20 protein-coding genes, 1 tRNA gene and 2 pseudogenes are annotated in these 20692 nt (G+C 39.8%); 4 read left to right on the plus strand and 19 right to left on the minus strand.

Features of this window, described 5'->3' with window-relative positions; all coding sequences use genetic code 11:
• Window positions 1–133 precede the first annotated feature (133 nt).
• Window positions 134–1174, minus strand: coding sequence for a translation elongation factor Ts (gene tsf / locus A0O21_RS08890; RefSeq protein ID WP_067064399.1), 1041 nt, complete (start codon window positions 1172–1174; stop codon window positions 134–136).
• 99 nt (window positions 1175–1273) lie between these two features.
• Window positions 1274–2050 carry a 30S ribosomal protein S2 gene (rpsB, locus tag A0O21_RS08895; RefSeq protein ID WP_067064401.1) on the minus strand — a complete coding sequence of 259 codons (777 nt, stop codon included), beginning with the start codon at window positions 2048–2050 and terminating at the stop codon, window positions 1274–1276.
• Window positions 2051–2955: 905 nt separating this feature from the next.
• On the opposite strand from rpsB, the gene A0O21_RS11160 reads away from it, so the two are divergent.
• Entirely contained in the window at window positions 2956–3075 is a 120-nt protein-coding gene (locus tag A0O21_RS11160; protein WP_193790052.1) for a class III lanthipeptide, read from the plus strand.
• 56 nt (window positions 3076–3131) lie between these two features.
• Window positions 3132–3272 carry a class III lanthipeptide gene (locus A0O21_RS11165; protein WP_193790053.1) on the plus strand — a complete coding sequence of 47 codons (141 nt, stop codon included), beginning with the start codon at window positions 3132–3134 and terminating at the stop codon, window positions 3270–3272.
• Window positions 3273–3446: 174 nt separating this feature from the next.
• On the opposite strand, the gene A0O21_RS08900 is transcribed toward A0O21_RS11165, so the two are convergent.
• The 8 genes and pseudogenes from A0O21_RS08900 to A0O21_RS11175 all read right to left on the minus strand — a co-directional run bounded on the left by A0O21_RS08900 (window position 3447) and on the right by A0O21_RS11175 (window position 7182).
• Window positions 3447–3902 (minus strand): hypothetical protein, encoded by a 456-nt coding sequence (locus A0O21_RS08900; RefSeq protein ID WP_227806867.1) that lies wholly within the window; start codon window positions 3900–3902, stop codon window positions 3447–3449.
• The gene (locus A0O21_RS08905; RefSeq protein WP_067064403.1) at window positions 3889–4113 is read right to left on the minus strand and encodes a helix-turn-helix domain-containing protein; all 225 of its coding nucleotides are present in this window, start codon (window positions 4111–4113) and stop codon (window positions 3889–3891) included. The genes A0O21_RS08900 and A0O21_RS08905 overlap by 14 nt, the downstream gene beginning before the upstream one ends.
• Before the next feature lie 4 nt (window positions 4114–4117).
• The gene (locus tag A0O21_RS08910; RefSeq protein ID WP_067064405.1) at window positions 4118–4642 is read right to left on the minus strand and encodes a hypothetical protein; all 525 of its coding nucleotides are present in this window, start codon (window positions 4640–4642) and stop codon (window positions 4118–4120) included.
• A 150-nt stretch (window positions 4643–4792) separates the two neighbouring features.
• A pseudogene (locus tag A0O21_RS10680) lies at window positions 4793–4968 on the minus strand (IS3 family transposase); the annotation flags it as partial.
• A gap of 113 nt (window positions 4969–5081) precedes the next feature.
• On the minus strand, window positions 5082–5969 hold the full coding sequence (locus tag A0O21_RS11105; RefSeq protein ID WP_257722089.1) for an ABC transporter ATP-binding protein: 888 nt from the start codon (window positions 5967–5969) through the stop codon (window positions 5082–5084).
• Window positions 5955–6599, minus strand: a pseudogene (locus A0O21_RS11110) (ABC transporter transmembrane domain-containing protein); the annotation flags it as partial. The gene A0O21_RS11105 and the pseudogene A0O21_RS11110, both read right to left, overlap by 15 nt.
• Window positions 6600–6892: 293 nt before the next feature.
• On the minus strand, window positions 6893–7006 hold the full coding sequence (locus A0O21_RS11170) for a class III lanthipeptide (protein WP_193790054.1): 114 nt from the start codon (window positions 7004–7006) through the stop codon (window positions 6893–6895).
• A gap of 56 nt (window positions 7007–7062) precedes the next feature.
• The gene (locus tag A0O21_RS11175) at window positions 7063–7182 is read right to left on the minus strand and encodes a class III lanthipeptide (protein WP_193790052.1); all 120 of its coding nucleotides are present in this window, start codon (window positions 7180–7182) and stop codon (window positions 7063–7065) included.
• A gap of 85 nt (window positions 7183–7267) precedes the next feature.
• Between A0O21_RS11175 and A0O21_RS08920 the strand changes: the two genes are divergently transcribed.
• Window positions 7268–7338, plus strand: a tRNA-Cys gene (locus tag A0O21_RS08920).
• A gap of 178 nt (window positions 7339–7516) precedes the next feature.
• On the opposite strand, the gene A0O21_RS08925 is transcribed toward A0O21_RS08920, so the two are convergent.
• From A0O21_RS08925 to treP, 4 genes are all read right to left on the minus strand, one after another.
• The gene (locus A0O21_RS08925) at window positions 7517–8641 is read right to left on the minus strand and encodes a Fic family protein (RefSeq protein ID WP_067064409.1); all 1125 of its coding nucleotides are present in this window, start codon (window positions 8639–8641) and stop codon (window positions 7517–7519) included.
• Window positions 8642–8819: 178 nt separating this feature from the next.
• Window positions 8820–10712 (minus strand): M13 family metallopeptidase, encoded by a 1893-nt coding sequence (locus A0O21_RS08930; protein WP_067064411.1) that lies wholly within the window; start codon window positions 10710–10712, stop codon window positions 8820–8822.
• 222 nt (window positions 10713–10934) lie between these two features.
• On the minus strand, window positions 10935–12566 hold the full coding sequence (gene treC / locus A0O21_RS08935) for an alpha,alpha-phosphotrehalase (RefSeq protein ID WP_067064413.1): 1632 nt from the start codon (window positions 12564–12566) through the stop codon (window positions 10935–10937).
• A gap of 155 nt (window positions 12567–12721) precedes the next feature.
• On the minus strand, window positions 12722–14686 hold the full coding sequence (gene treP / locus A0O21_RS08940; RefSeq protein WP_067064415.1) for a PTS system trehalose-specific EIIBC component: 1965 nt from the start codon (window positions 14684–14686) through the stop codon (window positions 12722–12724).
• A gap of 352 nt (window positions 14687–15038) precedes the next feature.
• On the opposite strand from treP, the gene treR reads away from it, so the two are divergent.
• The gene (treR, locus tag A0O21_RS08945) at window positions 15039–15749 is read left to right on the plus strand and encodes a trehalose operon repressor (RefSeq protein WP_067064417.1); all 711 of its coding nucleotides are present in this window, start codon (window positions 15039–15041) and stop codon (window positions 15747–15749) included.
• Window positions 15750–15768: 19 nt separating this feature from the next.
• Here treR and A0O21_RS08950 read toward each other — a convergent pair whose 3' ends face one another.
• From A0O21_RS08950 to A0O21_RS08970, 5 genes are all read right to left on the minus strand, one after another.
• Complete coding sequence (locus tag A0O21_RS08950) at window positions 15769–17238, minus strand: sensor histidine kinase (RefSeq protein ID WP_067064419.1); 1470 nt, start codon at window positions 17236–17238, stop codon at window positions 15769–15771.
• A 9-nt stretch (window positions 17239–17247) separates the two neighbouring features.
• A complete protein-coding gene (locus A0O21_RS08955; protein WP_067064421.1) occupies window positions 17248–17940 on the minus strand; it encodes a response regulator transcription factor in 693 nt (230 codons plus the stop codon).
• A 388-nt stretch (window positions 17941–18328) separates the two neighbouring features.
• Entirely contained in the window at window positions 18329–19117 is a 789-nt protein-coding gene (locus tag A0O21_RS08960) for a lantibiotic immunity ABC transporter MutG family permease subunit (protein WP_067064423.1), read from the minus strand.
• Entirely contained in the window at window positions 19114–19878 is a 765-nt protein-coding gene (locus A0O21_RS08965) for a lantibiotic immunity ABC transporter MutE/EpiE family permease subunit (RefSeq protein ID WP_067064425.1), read from the minus strand. The genes A0O21_RS08960 and A0O21_RS08965 overlap by 4 nt, the downstream gene beginning before the upstream one ends.
• Window positions 19875–20576 (minus strand): lantibiotic protection ABC transporter ATP-binding protein, encoded by a 702-nt coding sequence (locus A0O21_RS08970; RefSeq protein ID WP_067064427.1) that lies wholly within the window; start codon window positions 20574–20576, stop codon window positions 19875–19877. Before A0O21_RS08970 ends, A0O21_RS08965 begins: the two co-directional genes overlap by 4 nt.
• Window positions 20577–20692: the final 116 nt, after the last annotated feature.

The following is a 20692-nucleotide window of genomic DNA, read 5'->3' on the forward strand; positions in this document are numbered from 1 at the left end:
GGTATTAAAAAGCACCTAAAATTGGGGTTGTCCCCAGCTTTAGGTGTTTTTTTATTTGAAGCCAGAAAAATAAACAGCCCACTCAGCTCAAAAAAACTCTTACAGGCACCAAGTCCCGTAAGAATTTTTTAAATTAGCTGTTCAGGGCTTCTGCCATGGTTGCAGCAACTTCTGATTCAAAGTCGTTAGCAGCTTTTTCAATACCTTCTCCGACTTCAAAACGGGCAAAGTCTACAACTTTAGCGTTAACAGAATCTAGGTAAGCTTCGACCGTCTTACTGTCATCCATGATATAAACCTGAGCCAGCAAGGTATATTCTTGGTCAACCTTAGTGTTATCAAGCAGAAAGCGCGCCATCTTGCCGGGAATAATTTTATCCCAAATTTTTTCAGGTTTGCCTTCAGCCTGCAGTTCTGCCTTGATATCTGCTTCAGCCTGAGCCAGCACATCATCAGTCAATTCAGCTTTTGAACCGTATTTCAGGAGCGGCAGAGCTGGCTTGTCAACCAGTGCCCGGCTTTCATTGTCCTGTTCAATCTTATGATTCATTTGGGCCAGTTCATCGCGGACAAACTGTGGATCCAGTTCCTTATAGGATAAAACTTTTGGTTTCATCGCAGCAATATGCATGGATACTTGTTTAGCCAAAGCTTCGTCACCGCCGTCAAGCACGCTGATAACACCAATTCGGCCGCCATTATGCTGATAAGCTCCGAAAGACTGCCCGTCAGTTTTTTCCAAAAGTGCAAAGCGGCGGAAAGAAATCTTTTCACCGATAGTGGCTGTCGCATTAACATAGGCTGCTTCTAATGTTTCACCTGAAGCTGTTGTCAAGGCTAAAGCCTCTTCATTATTAGCCGGTTTGCCTTCAGCGATAACTTTGGCTGTTTCATTAACCAATTCAGTAAACTGCGCATTTTTTGCTACAAAGTCTGTCTCAGCATTCACTTCTACAACTGCTGCAACATTGCCATCAACATAAACACCGGTCAAGCCTTCGGCTGCCACCCGGTCAGCTTTTTTAGCCGCCTTAGCCATTCCTTTTTCGCGGAGCAGCTCGATGGCCTTATCCATATCACCGTCGGTTTCAACCAGTGCTTTTTTAGCATCCATGACGCCGGCACCAGACTTTTCACGCAATTCTTTTACAAGGGCTGCAGTAATATTTGCCATTTGTGGTTTCCTCCAAAAATTAGTTCCTTTTATAAAAAATGGGGCAGAGCAGTTTGCCTGCTGCCCCTTTTGACGATACAGTCTGAATACTGTTTTGTCTTATTCGTTTGTTCCTTCAACAACCTCAACGATTTCTTCAATCGAATCAGCTTGAGTATCCGCCTGTGCTTCAGCAAAGTCAACTTCTGCATCTTCACCTTGGCGGCCTTCAATAACAGCATCGGCCAATTTAGAAGTAATCAGTTTAACAGCGCGAATCGCATCGTCATTAGCCGGAATGATGACATCGATATCATCAGGATCCGCATTAGTATCAACCATAGCGACAACAGGAATACCCAGCTTTTTAGCTTCTTTAACTGCAATTTGTTCCTTATGCGGGTCAACAACATAGATGACATCCGGAATCCGCGGCATGTCTTCGATTCCGCCCAAGAATTTTTCCAGACGAGCCCGCTGTTTGTTAAGAAGCGCCACTTCTTTTTTAGGAAGAACATCAAAGGTGCCATCTTCTTCCATTGCCTTAATTTCTTTAAGACGGGCAATTCGTTTTTGGATAGTATCCCAGTTGGTCAGCGTTCCGCCCAGCCAGCGATGGTTAATATAAAACTGTCCGGCACGTTCTGCTTCTTCTTTAACAGCATCAGCAGCTTGTTTTTTCGTTCCTACAAAAAGGATAACCGCATCATTAGCTGCTGCGTCACGGACAAAATCATAGGCTTGGTCAGCTAACTTTACAGTTTGCTGCAAGTCAATAACATGAATCCCGTTACGCTCAGTAAAGATGTATTTTGCCATCTTAGGATTCCAGCGGCGTGTTTGGTGGCCGAAATGAACACCGGCCTCAAGAAGTTGTTTCATTGAAATAACTGCCATGAGTATTTCTCCTTTAAAAATGTTTTTTGCGACAGATTAATCCTGCCTGACCTCTTTCAGATATCTTCTTGCAGGCCCACTCTAAAAGAGCAACAGACCCACAATCCATCTAAAATGAGTATTTGCTGTTCATAACAGCCTTTTTACTATATCAAATTTAAGAAAAAAATGCAAGAGTTTCGAAAAGGACACATAATTTGCTAAAATACTGGTTCGCCCATGCACTCATTTCCCATTACAATATAGAATGAATTGTAAAAAAAGTATCTATCCCCTTACTGCTCAACCTTTAATGATATACAGCAATTAATTACGCTTTTGCATAACCTTTAGAGTAGCTTTAATTCACGATTAATATAATCCACATTATCCATAAAGTTCTTTTGCTTATTTTTTGAGCTGTATTGATGGCTATTTAATTCCAATAGATTCTAAAATACTGCTTATTCCATATAAAAGATTCTATGTATACTTTTCCTTTCTTAATGAATGACTAAAAGCTGTATGATTTCTAATTTTTTTTACTTTTCACTTCCATAATTCAACAAGAATGTGATATAACAGAAAGTGAGAAAACGCTTACTTCTCTTAAGACTCTTGAAATGTATCTGATTGATTCAGATGATATGATAATGTTACCTGGAGACTATGGATATAAATTATCTGGTGATTTATTCTCGGGTTCATCTGGGGTATTGCTCGCTTTAGAAGCACTCGGAGGAAAAAGTTGGAAGAATTGGCTTCCACTTATTTCTGAAACCATGGACGTATTACTATGATCGGTTTGTTAGAAAGGTTAAATTAATATTATATTTATGTGACAAGGATGTTTTTTATGTAAATCAAAACTTCTATAATAGATTAATTTTAGAGTAGCTCAGCTTATGATGCGAAAGGAGAATATAATGAGGAACATTTTATCATTACAACAACTTAAAGTGAAAGAGAATACTAAATTGATGGCAAAGTCATCAAAGAGTACAAACTGTAAAACTAGTAGTCATGCTAGCTGGTTTGTTTGTTAATAAAATCACGGTAATGTCCGAGTTTTCATTTAAAATCTTCAATAAAGGAGGAGAAAATGAAGAAAATATTATCGTTGCAAACCATGTCCTCTGTTGAACAGGCTCGGTTTAGTAGTGCATCTAACACCAGCATAATATGCAAAAAGCAAAGCTCAATTAGTTTATTTTTATGTGTTAAAACCACTACAAATAACTAAATTTAATACAGGATACACTCTAAAATTCTTTATATTAGTTTTATAATTTAAAAAAGCTCTATCAACAAAGATCATAGGGCTTTTTTGAAGTTTACAATTGCAATGAGATAAATTTTATTTCACTATAGATAAAATACTGCATGAAACCAAAGCTTTCGGGAAAACACATCCATTTTAATCTTCATTCTCGCGTAATACTAATAAAATGTTTTTAGAAAAATTGGAAGAAATTTTCACGGAATTAATTGATTCAACTCTTATTTGTTTAACGGTGAAATATGTTTTACTTTGATATCTTATATTGAAATCGTGAAAAGTATTTTTTTCTATATCATGGAAATTATTGTCACTAAGACTAAAACTTGAGTCCTCAATATCTTTGATATCTTCTTTTGATGCCATTATATAAATATAACCAGAAAAATCTGACGATAAGTCTACTTCTTCTTCAGGCTTTAATTTAAATATTTCACTAATCTTTAGTCCTTCAATATCATCTGTTGGCATCTCTTGATTGATGTCTTTTTTTATTTCGTTTGCTGTATCGTTAATCCCTTCCACACATCCAGTAGATAAAAAGGACATAAGTAAAGATATTATGCATATTAAAGCTTTTTTACGGTTCATCATCTCTTCTCCTTATATATTTCAAAATGTCACCAGGTTGGCAGTTAAGCTCTCTACAAATATTTAATAAAGTAGAAAATCGTATGCCTTTAGCTTTTCCCGTTTTCAAAATTGATAGGTTCGCCTCTGTTATATTAATCCTTTTTGCTAATTCCTTAGAAGTAAGTTTTCTAGATTTAATAATTTCGTCTAATTTAATCTTTATTTCCTCCATATCATTAAATTATCTCCTCATTTTCCTTTTGTATGTCAAAGCTTTTTTTAAAAACAATAATTGCCAAATAATTAAACGCTAGGAATATTATATTAATCAAATAGTTTTTTATAGAGAGATCGAACAGTTCACTAACATTTCCAACATTCAAATAATTAAATAGTAAATTCAAAAAAAAATGCAAAAGAGTAAGTCCACTTAGAAGAAAAGCTGATTTTTTTACTCCTTTTAAATTCTCTAAGCAAAAAAATCTATCCTTTTGGAAATTTTTTAATATTTTAATCCAAATATTTATTATTCTTGTAAGAATTAAACACATAGACATAGCAGCAAGAAGCACCAATAACGGATAAATTATAGGCAATTTAACTGTGAAATTCCCATAATCAAGAGAAAAAACACCATGGCTATTCTGTCCTCCTAAAAAAACACCTACTATCCCTACTGCTAACGTATAAATAAGCAAGATAGCTAAACATTTAAAAAAAACTAGAACCGATTTGATTACTTTTAGCAATGTAGATTTCATAATAAACTCCTTAACATTATTGATATACGATAATGTTTCAAAATTATTGTACCACAATAATTTTATTTGTCAATAGTCTCTACTACGATAAATAAAAGATTCTATAACATGAACAACTCCCTGTCAAGGATACAGCAAAATAATAAAAGATTAAGCCACAGCCTTATTCCTTATCTCAAGAGAGATAAAGCAGCTGTGCTTCTCTTGATGATGATAATTGTTGTATAGTTGTCAATATCAGTAGCCAGTTCCTCAAAGGTCTTGTAGGTCTCGAGCTTGTAATACTCTGTCTCGAAATGTCCAAAAAAGCTCTCAATTGACCCATTATGAGTAGCTATATCGTGCTATATTTATAAGCTGCCTACTGCAGCTAACATTGAACCAAATAAAAAAGCATATTCAAATTGAAAGTCAATTGAAAATGCTATCTAACTACATTCTATCGGTATATACTATCCTCTAATAATTTTTTGTATAAAGCACATGAATTAATTAATTCATTATGAGTTCCTCTATATTCTATTTTTTTATTATTTAATATTATTATCTCATCCGCAGAAATAATTGTCTTCAATCTGTGAGCAATAACTAAGACTGTTTTCCCTTTAAGATATTTATCTAAAACAAGTTGAACAAGTTTTTCTGTATGATTATCTAATGCCGAAGTTGGTTCATCAAGCAAATATATATCCGCATTCCTAAGAATCGCCCGTATCAGAGCAATACGCTGTTTTTGTCCTCCTGAAATAGCAACGCCTTTCTCGCCAATAATAGTATTATATCCATTTTCTAAGCTATCAACAAATCCTCTCAAATCAAACTGTTCTACCAGTTCATTAATATCAACCATTGAATACTGGTCTACCCCATATGTCAAATTTTCTAGTAATGAACCATATGAAATCTCGACATCTTGGGAAAGATAAGCAATCTGTTTCCTCCAGTTTTTCAATGGAATACTGGATATATCTCTATTTTGGAAAAATATAGTGCCTTTAGCTGGATAGTAGAATCTCTCAATCAAAGAGAATAAAGTTGTTTTCCCAGCTCCACTAGTCCCAATAATGGCTGTTGTCCTACAAGACTGGAACTCATAATTTATATCTTTTAATAACGTTTCTTCAGTATTATAAGAGAATGTAATATTATGTAAATATAATCCAGTATTTCTAGAAAAACTAGCTACTTTACCGTTTGGCAGGGCATCCTCCTCTGTTGGTTCTAAAAGTAATTCTTGTATCTTGTGAACTGAGGCTCTAAATTTTTGATAATTAGCAAAGAAAGAGATGACTTGTGAAAATGGGTCAGCTAGCTGAAATAGATACACAATGCTTGCGACCAAACCACCGTTTGATAATGTTCCATTAGATATTCTGTATGTCCCATAACCAAATGTGATAACCAGAAGTACCATTACTACCATTGATGATATGGGAGACAGAATTCCAAGTACCTTTCCTTCCCGAACACCTGTTTTATATAATGCACTAAATAGCTCATTTTCCCTTCTTATTTCATCCTCTTCTGAAGTGGTTGATTTCACTAACCTAATTTTAGAAAGTGTAGAGGTCAAATCATTTTGTAAATTTGAAAGATCTTCTCTATACCTCATTGAAATATTGTATTCCTGATTACCAAAAAATCCGGTAATTATTACAGCAAGAGGTACTGCAGTAGCTAGCAACAGTGCTAACTCCCAATCAATTATCACAAGTAATATAATAGAACCGATTATAGATATAATACTAGTAAAAAATGAACTAATTTGAGTATTTAAAAATTCTAATATTTCCTCAGTGTCATGAATAATACTTGTAACTATTGCTCCAGCACGATTCTTATCAAAATACGGAATTGGTAATTTTAAAATATGAGTCCATATTCCAATTCTTATCTTCTTTACAACACCTTCAGACGCTTTATTAACATAATAAAACGAAACTGCAGTAAACAATAATTGAACAAAAAAAGTACTATTACCTTTAGAATATCAGAAAAATGTAGACCGGTTTTCATATTATCAATTAACTTCATAATAAAAATTGGGATACTTATTGATATTAAAGTAGCACTAAGTAGTAATATACTCAGAAAAATAAGATGTAGCCCGTTTGGCAAATATTTTTTTATAAATGCTATATCAAAATAATTATTACTTCTCATAATTGTTTCTTTCTTTAAACGACTAGCCTTGAAAATACTTCCAAGGCTAGTTAAGGATATTTTATATGATAATCATCTATAATTGCTTTAGCAAAAAAACCAGCTGTTATTACTGCTCATTCTACAATTTAAACTCATACTAGATTTAGATTTAGTATTATCTGTTTTTTTCAATTGTTGCAACGATAATATTTTCTTCATTTTCTCCTCCTTTATTGAAGATTTTAAATGAAAACTCGGACATTACCGTGATTTTATTAACAAACAAACCAGCTAGCATGACTACTAGTTTTACAGTTTGTACTCTTTGATGACTTTGCCATCAATTTAGTATTCTCTTTCACTTTAAGTTGTTGTAATGATAAAATGTTCCTCATTTTTCAAACATTTGACATAAGAAAAAATGCAAGGGGTAGTGGCTTGACGGATAGCTTTTTTTAAGGTAGAATTATATCTGTCTACGGCGGTATAGCCAAGTGGTAAGGCATGGCTCTGCAAAAGCTTGATCGTCGGTTCAAATCCGTCTACCGCCTTAAATAGGCGACTTTATCCCTATACCACAGTTTAAAAAGCCTGTAAAAAATCAGGCTTTTTATTTTGGACAAGTCCCAACTTATTCTGAACTGAACCAAAAAAAGTTAGATTTTTATATCTAACTTTTGGAGCTTTTATTATGAAATCAAGATATAAAGATAAAAATAACTTGACGATTTAAGAACTTGAAATAACTCTGATTAAGTCATAATTGTAGTATGGAATATTTCTTTTAGCAGCGTTGTCCTTATCTAGCAACTTCTTTTCAACAAGATATTCAAGCGACTTCTTGACGGTAGCAGGATGATGTCCAGTTAATTCGGCAAGTTGTTTTGGTGTTGCTACAGGCAGATTAAATGTGCTTAACCAAACATCTTTTTGTGCCTGAGTCTTACATACTTCCAAGCCATTTCTAGCATGTTTATCAGCATTACCTATTTTCTTAAGAATATTAATAGCCATTTGTTCACTAGCATTTAAAAACAACGTCAACCAGGGGTTCCAATCTGGTGTATCACCTCTGACAGCATTTAACGCATTATAGTATCGTATGCGTTCCTTTTCTAATTCTTCACTAACAAAAAAAACGGGATAATCGAGCAATTTTTCTTTAACTGCCATCAAAGCAATTAAAATTCGACCAAGTCTGCCGTTTCCATCTAAGAATGGGTGAATAGACTCAAATTGGGCATGTACAACTGCTATTCTGAGCAGAGCATCACTATTATAATTAATATATTCGTTTCCTTCGTCAATTTTTAAACTTCTATGCGGCTCCCCATTAGCAAAAAATTCTAAGTTAGTCATATAATCAGCAATTTCATTTGCGCTAATAGGTATATATGATGCATTTTCGATTTTATTATCTGGGCCAATAAAATTTTGAACTTTTCTAAACTCTCCTCCGTCTGCTGTTGTTCCTCTTGCTTCATCGGACATAAGGATTTTATGTAATTTTTTTAATAAACGCGTACTAATGACATCTCCATCACGAATACTTGTGAACCCCTCATCAATAGCCTGTTTATAGTTTAACACTTCTCTTTGTTGCCAATTTTTAGCTCCACTCCTAGATGACTCCATAATTTCATGGAAAGTTACCTGTGTTCCTTCAATCCTAGTGGATTGAACCGACTCATTATAAGATAACAGGCTTAGAATTGAGGTATTAACAACAGAAGAAAGCAAAACAGCGTCAAGCTTCCCAAGGGTTTTATTAACTTCGGCGAGTCTTTTATAAAGTGATAATGCATCTTTTTCGTTCATTTTTACTGGAAGTTTATTAACACCTTTTACTGCCATTATAGAACTCCTTAATATATTTTTATTAGATAAATATATTATATGCTTTATTAATATAAAAAACAACAAAAAATATATTAAAACTAAAAAACCTGTTAAGTCAGGCTTTTTTAATTGTATAAATTATAAAAAATCAGGTTTCTGTTCAGAGGCAGCCACAGAAACAGGCTGACAAGTCTTACCAAATGATGACACGGTCTTGCGGAGCCCGCCACATCCCATCGCCTTCTTTTACACCGAAGGTTTTATGAAAATCCTCAAAGTTAGTAACGGTTATATTGGTTCGCCAAGCTGCTGGTGCGTGGACATCAACTGCAGCCAGCATTTGCATGTATTCCTGACGGGCTTTCATTCGCCAAATCGTCGCAAAGTTGATAAAGAATTCGCGGGCGGAGAAATCCTTTTCAGCCTTGGCCGCTTCTAAGGCACAGGCTAAACCGCCGAGGTCAGCAACGTTTTCTGATACAGTCAGTTTCCCATTGACCTTAGCCCCGTAAGAATCCAGGCCGTCAAACTGCTCAACAACCCGATCTGTCCTTGCTTCAAAGGCTTTGTAGTCCGCATCTGTCCACCAGTTGTTAAGACTGCCGTTTTCATCAAATGAAGCGCCGTTCGTATCAAAAGCGTGTGATATTTCGTGCGCGATAACTGCACCGATGCCGCCGTAATTGGCTGAAGAGCTCTGTTTTAGTGAATAAAACGGAGCTTGCAGAATGGCTGCCGGAAAGACAATCTGATTTTGCTGGGGATCGTAGTAAGCGTTGACCATATGCGCTGGCATATGCCATTCATCGCGGTCAACCGGCTTATTCCACTTACTCCAGCTGTAGGCAATGGAAATTTTGGCCAGATTCTGAGCATTTTCGACCAAGCTCAGCCCTTCATCAATGATTTTTTGCTCATAGGTTTCCGGCAGTTTTTCTGGGTAACCGATATGCGGCCTGATGACATTGAGTTTGGTAATCGCTTTTTCCCGTGTCGCTGGCGCCAGCCAGTCCGCTGTTTCTAAGCGGGACTTATAGACTTCGATCATGCTGGCTACCTTTTGTTCCACATCAGCTTTGGCCTGAGGGGAAAATTTTTCACCGGCATACCACAGTCCCAGAGCCTGATTATAAGGCCCTTGTGCCAAGTAGAAAGCCGCTTTTTTCTTGTCCTGAGCTTTTGGTGTTCCTGATAAGGCACGGCTGTATATGCCGGATACAATCCGAATATCATCAGTCAGATAGGCATTAAAGCTGGTTGCCGCACTGTGGACCAGATAAGCTTTGAGCAGATCCCAATTATCTTCTGTATAGAAATCAGCTGCAGCCTGCCAGAAACGCTCTTCCGGGACAATGATCTGATCGGGAATCCGGCCCAGAATCTGACTGAAGAAATCATCCAAAGGAAGCTCAGGAACCAGTTTTTTAAAGTCCTCCCAGGCATATGGACGGTAGAGCTTGACATATTCGGAGCTTTCTTCACTGGAGAGAACTAAGCGGGCCAGTTTGGCATCCAAGGCAATAATCTTATCCAGCATATCTTTGATTTCTGCTTTTGAAAATCCGAATTGCGGCAGAAGTTCTTCTTGTGTCTGCCTCCAAATAGCAAGAAGCTCACGGCCTTTCTCGTTATCTTCAGCATAATAACTGGTATCCGGCAGAATAATACTCGGTGCTTCAGCCCATAAGACATTCATCTGAGCGTTCATAAAGTCAGGGGCTACGCCAAAAGGCATCAAGTTAGGCTGACCAGCCAATTCATATTCCGCCAACTTCTTTGTGAATGCTTTGAAAGAAGAGAGACTCTTGTATTCTTCAATCAGAGGCAGAACAGGGCTTACCCCTACCTGATCACGCTTCGTATAGTCAGCCGTCATCCGATGAAACTTGATAAAATTCTGCAGGATAGTGTTATCAGGAAGCTCCTTGCCGTCTAACCAGCGGTCGGTCGTCTCCAGCATCAGCTTTTCAATCTCATCAGCCAAGTCGGAAAAGCCGCCCGTACGCGGTTTATCATCCGGAATTTTAGCTGTTTTTTCCCATTCGCCGTTCACGGCTTGGTAAAAATTGTCTTGATAGTTTGTCATAACTTACTTGCTCCTTATATTGAAAACAGCTTGTCTTTTATTCCGCTTTTCTTAAACTAAACCTTATATTCATGGACTTAAAGGCAGCAGAAAAATCTGCTTAAAAATCTGAGAAAAGCAGCAAAACATCATTGCGCTGCTTTTTTTGTAGTTCCTTACATTGTACCAAAAAAGCCTAAGAAAAACATTTCTTAGGCTGTTCACTCTTCTGAAGTTCTGCTTCTATGGTTTCTTGGCCAAAATCGCTAAAGTCTGATAGGGCTTTAAGGTCAGTTCCTTGTCTAAAGGCTGTTTAGCATAATTGCTGAGCAGAATCTCCCCATCCTGATAGGCGGCAGAAAGCTTAATTGTAACCTCTTGAGCAAAGAAATTATTGACGACCAGCAATCTGTCAGAACCATGCAAACGTTCAAAAGCATATACCCTGTCACTTTCCTGATAGGCCGCCCGATAAGTGCCCTCAGCGATGATAGGCAGGGTTTTACGCAGACGAATCAGTTTTTGATAGAAAGGGAAAATCTTTCCTGTTTTTTCTTTTTCAACATTAATCTCGGCGTAAGTTTTTCCGACTTTAAGCCAAGGGACAGCTTTGGAAAAACCGGCATTGCGGCTGCTGTCCCACTGCATAGGCGTCCGGGAGTTATCCCTTGATTTGGCTTTGATAATGGCAAAGGCCTCGTCCTGAGGTTTTCCAGATGCCAGCAGCTCTTGATAAGCATTGAGACTTTCCACATCTGTATAATCTGCCATAGAGTCATAATCCGGGTCAAGCATGCCGATCTCCTCACCCATATAAATATAGGGTGTTCCACGCGATAGGTGAATACTGGCTGCCAGCATTGTGGCCCCTTCATTGCGAAATTTTTCAACATCAATGAAGCGGTTAAGAGCCCGCGGCTGGTCGTGGTTATTCCAAAATAAAGCATTCCATCCACTGCCTTGACTCATGCCCTCGCCCCAAGTATGAAAGAGTTTTTTCAATTCTATAAAATCAAAGGGCTTGCGTGTCCATTTTTGTCCATTATCATAGTCCACTTTAAGATGGTGAAAATTAAAAACCATATCCAATTCGTGGCTGGAAGGATTGCTGTACTGCACACAGTTTGGTATATCTGTAAAACTCATTTCACCAACGGTTATCCCGTCTTCATCTTGGCCAAATGTGGCTTTATTAAGCATTTGCAGATAGGTATGATTAACCGGCCGGTCTGTATATTCCGGTTTGCCGTCAAAATCCGCATTGTCTTTAAGGACTTCATCCTTGCCGATTAAGTTGATAACATCGAAACGAAAACCCTTTACGCCTTTACTGCGCCAAAAATTAACGACTTTGAAAAGCTCCTCACGGACATGAGGATTGCGCCAATTAAGGTCTGCCTGCGTTTTATCAAAAAGATGGAGATAGTATTTTCCTGTTGTCCCAAAAGGTGCCCAGGCATTTCCTCCAAATTTCGACTGCCAGTTAGTTGGCTCATCCCGCAGAATAAAGAATTCTTGATAAAAGCGATCGCCTGCCAGGGCTTTTTGAAACCATTCGTGATCTGTTGAACAGTGATTCAGCACCATATCCAGCATTATCTCAATCCCATAATCCTTGGCCTGCCGGGATAATTCTTCAAAATCAGCCATCGTCCCAAACAAAGGGTTAACGGCTTGGTAATCAGAAACATCGTAGCCGTTATCACGTTGAGGACTGGGGTAAAAAGGATTGAGCCAAATCACATCAACTCCCAGCTCTGCTAAATAGGGCAGTTTTTCAATAATGCCGCGTAAATCGCCAATTCCATTGCCTGTTGTATCTTTGAAGGACTTTGGATAGATTTGATAAACGACTTGTCTTTTATCAAAACTCATTGTTGCTCCTTTCTTTTGTCTGCCTGGATCTCAAGGTCTCCTGTTAAACGCATCAGAAAAACTTGTAGTAAAAGAAAGACGGACAAATCCTCGGTAAATCTGTTTTGTCCGTCTTCTTTACTTAATCAGTGGACTCTTAATCCGTGGCTTGATGCTTAAATTTTAGTAGCTGTCAGCAAATCATCGCCCCTCTTGACTGTTTGCGGCAAATCAAGAGCTGCATCAGCCTGAAAATCATTCTGATTGGTGACAATAACAGGTGTTTCAACAACATAGCCTGCTTCTTTAAGCTGTTTGATATCAAAACTAATCAGTCTGTCGCCGGCTTGAACGCTGTCACCCTGTTTAACATGAGCTGTAAAACCTTGTCCTTCCAAATTGACCGTATCCATACCGATATGGATTAACAGCTCCAGCCCTTGGGCTGTCACTAAACCGACTGCATGTTTGGTCGGAAACAGAACGGATATCTCGCCGTCTACCGGAGCTATCAGCTCACCCTCGCTGGGCTCAATAACAACACCCTGCCCCATAACACCTTGGGCAAAAACAGGGTCCGTTGCTTCAGCCAAAACTTTAGCCTGACCTGCCAGAGGACTTTGAATGGTAATCAGTGTCCCTTTAGGAGACTCCGCTTCTGCAGCCTGAGCCAGCGCCTCTGCCTGAGGTGCCTTGACCGTTTGGTCTTCTGTTTTAGTAAAAAAGCCTGCTTTGCGGAAAAAGAGCGTTAAGGCAAACGGAACAACAATCGCAACCAGCATCAGCAGAGCAAAGATCCCCATATAACGTGCCTGAATGGAAAGAATCCCCGGAAGTCCCCCGACACCGATAGCGTTAGCTGTCACATTGAATGTTGTTGATAGAAGACCTGCAATACCAGAGCCAATCATTCCGGCTATAAAAGGATAAACATACTTCAGATTAACCCCAAAGAGTGCTGGCTCTGTAACACCAAGATAAGCAGAGATACTTGCCGGCAAAGCAATCTGTGCCTCACGCTCATCGTGACGGTTCATCCAGTAATAAGCTAAAACAGCTGAGCCTTGAGCAATATTGGAAAGAGCAATCATTGGCCACAGTACCGTACCGCCGCTGTCAGCAATCAGCTGTGTATCAATGGCATTAGTCATGTGATGGAGCCCAGTAATTACCAGCGGTGCATACAGTGTACCGAAAATGGCACCGAACAGCCATTTGAAGGAACCGGTCAAGCCAGCAAGAACAATCGTAGAAATCCACTGTCCGATAACCCAGCCGACTGGCCCTAAAACCGTATGAGCCAGAATCAAAGCGGGAAGCAGAGAGAGGAAAGGCACAAAAATCATCGAGACAACTTCTGGAATGACTTTACGCCAGAAGCGCTCCAGGTAGGCCAGAGACAAGCCGGCAAGAAGAGCAGGAATAACCTGAGCTTGGTAGCCAATTTTGTTAACCGTGAAAAAACCAAAATCCCAAACCCAGTCCTTAGCAATTTCTGCAGCCGGTGTGCTGGCTACATTATAGGCATTGAGCAGCTGATTGGGTGAAATCAGACAGATCCCAAGAACGATTCCCAAAATCTGTGATGTCCCCATTTTACGAGAAACAGACCAGGTAATACCGACCGGAAGATAATGGAAGATTGCTTCACCCGGCAGCCAAAGAAAGCTATTGACGCCGCTCCAGAACTGCGATACTTCAACAATGCTTTTGCCATCCAGAGCTGACCAAGCCACACCTTCAAGAATATTTCGGAAGCCCAGAATCAGACCTCCGACGATGATGGCAGGAATAATCGGCGTGAAAATCTCAGCCAGCATGGCTACTGCACGCTGGACAGGGTTTTGCTTGCCTGCTGCAGCAGATTTAGCCGCCTCTTTAGATACCCCTTCAATGCCGGATACAGCGCTAAAATCATTATAAAAAATCGGAACATCATTACCGATAATGACCTGAAACTGCCCGGCATTTGTAAATGTTCCCTTGACAGCAGGAATCGCTTCAATCGCCTGAACATCAGCCTTGCTTTCATCATTTAAAACAAAACGCATCCGAGTCGCACAATGCGTCACTGCTGAAACATTCTCTTTCCCCCCGATTGCTGACAGCAAATCGCGGGCCTCTTTTTCAAATTTTCCCATAATAACTCGCTAGAACAACTAGCCCTCCTTATTAAAATGTGAGAAGCGGGAACGAACTGCCTAGCAGCTTATGCCCCCAGTACTGCAAACAACATCACCGAAAATAAGTTAACTCCCTGTCACCTCCCTAAAGAGAGACACTTTCAAGATGAGTGACGGATCTAGGCATCATCTCAGTGTTTCCCAACCACCTATTTTCTTTTTGAAATCCTATGCACATGTGATTTATAACTTGATTGTAATCGATTGCAAATTTGTCTGCAAGTCGTTTGGAGTCATTTGCCCCTTTTTTTGTTAAAATAAAGTGACTTGTCTGCTTATTTCAAAACAACTTAGCAAAGGAAAGCAATTAATGAAAAAATACGAACAGATTTATCAGCAGCTGGAAGCTGACATTCTAAAAGGCTCTTATGCGATTGGCGACTATCTCCCCAGCGAAGCCGAACTGGCTGCCGCGCATAGCGTCAGCCGTGATACCATCCGCAAAGCACTGGCACTTTTAGCTGAAAACGGCTTAATCAAAAAAAAACACGGCTCAGGCTCGCAGATTATCAAGCATGAACCGATTAATTTTCCTGTCTCAGCGCTGACCAGCTATCAAGAATTAGTCGAGCGATTAGCCATCAATTCCCGGACGAATCTGATTGCTATTGATAAACTGATTGTTGATGAAAAACTCGCCCTTTTGACCGGTTTTAAGCGCAACAGTCTCGTTTGGCGCCTAATCCGCCAGCGTATTGTTGATGATGTCGCTTCTATCTTAGATATTGATTATCTCAGCAAAACAATTGTCCCTGAAATCAGCCGAACAGCTGCTGCCTATTCTATCTATCACTATCTGGAAAAACAGCTCCTACTGGATATTGCCTATACAAAAAAAGAAATTACGATTGACCAGATTACTGACCGAGATAAGCTCTTGCTGGATATCGGCTCAGAACACCATGTCGTCTCCGTTAAGTCCAAAGGATACCTGAGAGACGGCCGACAATTCCAATTCACAGACAGCCGCCACAAATTGGATAAATTCCGTTTTGTCGACTACGCCCAGCGCAAACGATGAAAAAGCAGCTGCACCTGTCCTATTCTCCATGGTGACAGGCTCTCTTCAAACGATTTCCAAAATTTTTCTGGCTGAATTGTAGGCAGGCGCCCCCAGCTTTTCCGTTTGACAGTTCAATATCTCCGCCAAGCTGATGAACCAGCTGTTTTACTGTGTGCAGTCCAAGACCAGAATGGCTGCCCCTGCTGTTTCTAGATCCATCACCTCTATAAAAGCGTTCCGTTGCGTGCACTAAATCCTTTTTGCTAAATCCGCAGCCTGTGTCACATATCTGATACCTTATTGTTGCTTGATCAGCAAGGACAGAAATGAAGATTTTTCCTTTCGCAGGGGTATAGCGCAGGCTATTGGATACGATATTATCAAAAATACGTTCCAGTTTATCAGTGTCAAGAAGATATGAATGGTGTAAGCAGTCAGTATCGCACAATACTATTGAGATATCCTTCTCCCTTGCTTGTAATTCATAGCCTTTCACTTTCTTTGCTAGGAAATCATGTAAATCTGTTGATACCAGATTCAGCTCATTTTCAATCTGTACTGACTCAGAAGTTTCTTCTATTTGCTGAACAAGATGGCTGCATTTTTTAGCGTTTTCCTCAATAACAGACAAATACCGGCATATCCGCTTTGAGTCTGTGTATCCGCCGTCCATCAGAGATTCTGTATAAGCTAGAACAATAGAAATAGGAGTTTTTAAGTCATGTGCCAATGCCTCCACCATTTCTACACGTCCCTGTTCCATTTCCCACTGAGCCGAAAGAGAAGCTTTTAATTCCTGCTGCATTTCTGAAAAAGCAGTACACAGTCTCCCTAGCTCATTTTCCGAATAGTAGCTGATTTCAAAATTCAAATCCTTATTTTTTATCTTCTCAGCGGCTTCCTTTAAAAGCTGCAGAGGGCGATTGATACGTTTGATAAACAGCTTTGAGAACAGCATCGTAAAAAGAACTATATAGACTACAGGAGAAAACAGGGCTGCTGCAATCAGCCCCAAGACCCATTGTCCCCCGCTGTCTGCAGAGGTCATTTTCACCCGATAAATAAGAGCAACAGCTCCTTTTATTTGTCCCTTCTGACTGACTATAGGAATAACATGCAAATAAGTATTGGTTCTCTTGTAAATACTTGTTGTATTCAGATGATTTATCATGTCTGTTTCTGAAGAAAATATCGGATCGGTATTTGTTCCATAGAGAACAGAAGCGTTGCCATCGACAACTTGATAGGTGATACCGGCACCTTTGATGACGGGCTTTAGCCCTGTTTTCTTTTCCTTTGACAGTAAATTAATATTTTCTCTTCTAACATACCGGTCAATGGCAGGAATCTGCCGTTCATAATAATTGGCAGGATAAATAGTCCTGTTCTGTTCCAGCAAAAACAGGGCAGCAGCTAACCCCCATGTTATCAGTGTTGCTGCAATAGTTGCGGCAGCAATCTGTGTGATTGTCATACGAAAATCAGCAACAAGAGACTCTTTTTTCATACCCACCTCCTACGGCCGGTTCCATTTATAGCCTATTCCCCATACTGTAGAAATATACTCTACATCAGGGGATACTGAGGCAATTTTTTTTCGTATTTTCCGGATATGTTCGACAACGGTGTAGGAATCCCCATCAGAATCATACCCCCAGATTCTTTCATAAATGTGTTCTCTGGAAAAAACCTGTCCAGCATGAAGGGCTAAAAGTTCGACAATATCATACTCCCGTTTGGACAGGGAGAGCGCCCTGCCATTTGCTTTCACGCTATGACCCGGTAAGTCAATACTCAATTCATTAAAGTGCAGCACTGTCCGCTTTTTCTCTGCATTGATGTATTGCGAACGCTCTTCACGCCGAAGATTGGCTTCTATCCTTGTCAAAAGCTCCCTCAGTCCGAATGGCTTTGATATATAATCGTCTCCCCCAAGAGTCAGAGCACGGATTTTATCACTTTCTGCCTGCTTTGCACTGAGAAACAAAATCGGACACAGCACTTCATCACGTATTCTCCGGCAAACTTCAAAACCGTCCATCCCCGGCATCATAATATCAAGAATAATAAGTTCTGGCTGTTTTTTTGCAAGCGCAAGACCATCCATCCCATTATATGCTACTAAAACGTTGTGACCCAGCGCTTCAAGTTCGTCCTGCAAGAGCATAACCAAGTCTTTTTCATCGTCAATAATCAGAATTTTGCTCACTCTTTACCAGCTCCTTTTACTGCTATCACTTACAGATTATGCCAATCAGCTGCATAAGTCAAGCTTGTCGACACTTGCTGCCAAATAATCGCCATCTAGATAGCGATAAAAATCAAACATCAAATAGGAAAAGTTATGCCCCTATAAAGCATTCGATTCCAGCTATAATAAGCCAGACAGCCTCTGTTCTTTCAAAAATACTAACAGCAGAAACACTTTATAGAAAGGCGCATGAATAGCTGCTGGATGTATAAACAGCCTGATTTGAAAATTCATACTTGAGTTTTTGCCTTCCGGCTGTCAAAGTGACCCCATTCCCACAGAAATATTCAGGCGGCACCGCACCGGTACAGCAAAAGGAAAAGCATCAATGAATCTAAAAATGCTTTTAATCATAACGCTTTCTTCCCTCCCATCTGTTAAACCAGATTATTCCACCAGCACAGAAAATAATAAGACAGATAATAACAGCCAAGGTCCCAGCCATTAACTGCCGCACAACAAGCCCTGATGATATTTCTGCTGGCGGTACAAACATTTTTGCCGTAAACCCCAGATAGTTTTCTGGTAGCTTTGCCAGCCGGTATGGCCAAGTCCAAGGGATAAACAGCCAAACATCGTCACCCAGCTCAGTTATTCCCATAAGAATAGCTAAAACAAGGCCACACATTCCTAAACTGACAGAAGCTCCTGTCCCCCATATAAAACTTAGCCATAAATGAATTGCCAGAAGCGGCAAAGTCCCAAAAAATGCAAGAATCACAGCAAATAGAAACAGAACCCAACCGTTCACAGTTCCTGGTGAAGCAATAGTCATCCCTATATAAAATACAGCCAAAGCAAGGACCGTACTGACCATATTACAAAAAACTAGCATTAGAAACTTACCAAAGTAGAGAGAATTTCGAGGAACACTCGCGCTGAGATAACCTAAGAAATGCCCAGCAAGCTCTTCCTCCTGTACAACAAATGCAGCTAGGACAGCAACAGCAAGCGGAGCAAGAAAGGCACACCATGCCGTAAAAAAGCCCTGAAATACAGCAATTTCATCAATTTCTTCACTCAGTGAAAAATAAGCTGTTGTCGCCAGTGAAAAAAGAACAGGAACAAGAACAATCAGCCAACGAATCGCTGTTCGCTTTGTTTTTACCCATTCTGACGATAATATAGCAATCATTTTAATTCCCTCCTTTGAAACCACAATGCAGTAATTCCTGTAAAGATGACAAATGCAGCAATAGACAGAACAAGCCCAAGAGGCAGGACTGAGGTGTCCAGCAGAGGATCCCCTGCCTCCAGCATAACACCGTTAGGATTTAACTGCAGAAGCGGACACATCATCCGAGGGGCCCAGCTCCATGGAAAGACAAACCAGTAAGCCTTGTCTGCAATAAAAACTCCCGCTATAAAGCCAAAAAAACCTAAGCCCATGCTGGCAAATAAGCCTTGTCGAGTTGCAACCCAAAGCTGAATTGGAATAATCGCCAGCGATGTAACCCATGCAAACAGACTGGCTAGCAGAATCGTTGCCCACGGAATAGCCCATTTCCCATCTGTTACCGTAATAAGACCGGAAAGAATCGTTGCTGCAAAAAGGATAGCTGCAGCGATAAGAGTCATTAAAGCGATAACAATCACTTTACTGACCCAAATATTAGCTGGAAAGTAAGCATGTGCCCGTAAACTGCGATAGCCTCCTGATTTCCGCTCCTGTAAATCAGCCAAATAAGTAAATAATGCGATACCAAGAGGCAGAAATGCAGTTGTCCAGATATTAAATACCATCGTATCAACATGTTCCCAGCCTCGCACAACATCCTTAGGCATAAGCCAAATACTGGGCACCGCCTGCAGGACAAATAAAAGAGGAAGCAGCACCGCTAATTTCTTTATAAACGTCCTTCTGTATTTCAACAGTTCAGACTGTACACCTTTCATTTGTGAATGTCCCCCTTGATAACTTTCATAAAGAATGCCTCCAAGTCCTCATTACGGTTAGGTATCCCCTGAAACATCAGTTTCCCCTTATTGATAATGCCTATTTCATCAACAATCTGCTCTACTTCAGACAATATATGACTGGACAAAATAACGGTTACGCCTTTTTCAGGGAAAGCAGCAATCCATTCGCGAAATTCCTGAATCCCCATTGGATCGAGCCCATTGGTCGGCTCATCCAAAATGAGTAAAGAAGGATCGTTTAGCAGAGCAACAGCGATTCCAAGCCGCTCTTTCATCCCACGTGAAAACTGCCAAGCTTGCTTACTGCCAGTATCTTTCAAATTTATGGTGTCTAAAACTTCATAAATTTTCTCCTTTGGCAGGCCTAATAACTTGGTATGGACCAGTAGATTTTCCTCGGCAGTTAGGTTTCCATACAAGGCAGGTTCCTCAACCAGAGAACCTATTTTAGAAAGATGCTCCCGCTTCCACGGCTCCCCATCAAAAAAGATCTCCCCTTTTGTCGGGCGAAGCAGCCCCAAGATCAATTTCAAAGTGGTGGATTTGCCTGCTCCATTTGGACCAAGCAAACCGTAAATACTCTTTCTTTTGATTTGCAGCGAAATCCCATCCACAGCCGGTTCTCCAGAGAAATGTTTACTTAATGCTTTCGTTTCAAGAATGATATCTTCCATAACAGCAACCTCTCCTTTCTAAATAACAGGTCTCCTTCTGTAACTATAGTATATAGGATAATTATCAAGAAACTATCATGTTTCAGGAAAAGTCTGCAGAGAGCTAAAGCAAAACG

Origin of the sequence: Streptococcus pantholopis (assembly GCF_001642085.1) — a bacterium.
Taxonomy (GTDB): Bacteria; Bacillota; Bacilli; order Lactobacillales; family Streptococcaceae; genus Streptococcus; species Streptococcus pantholopis.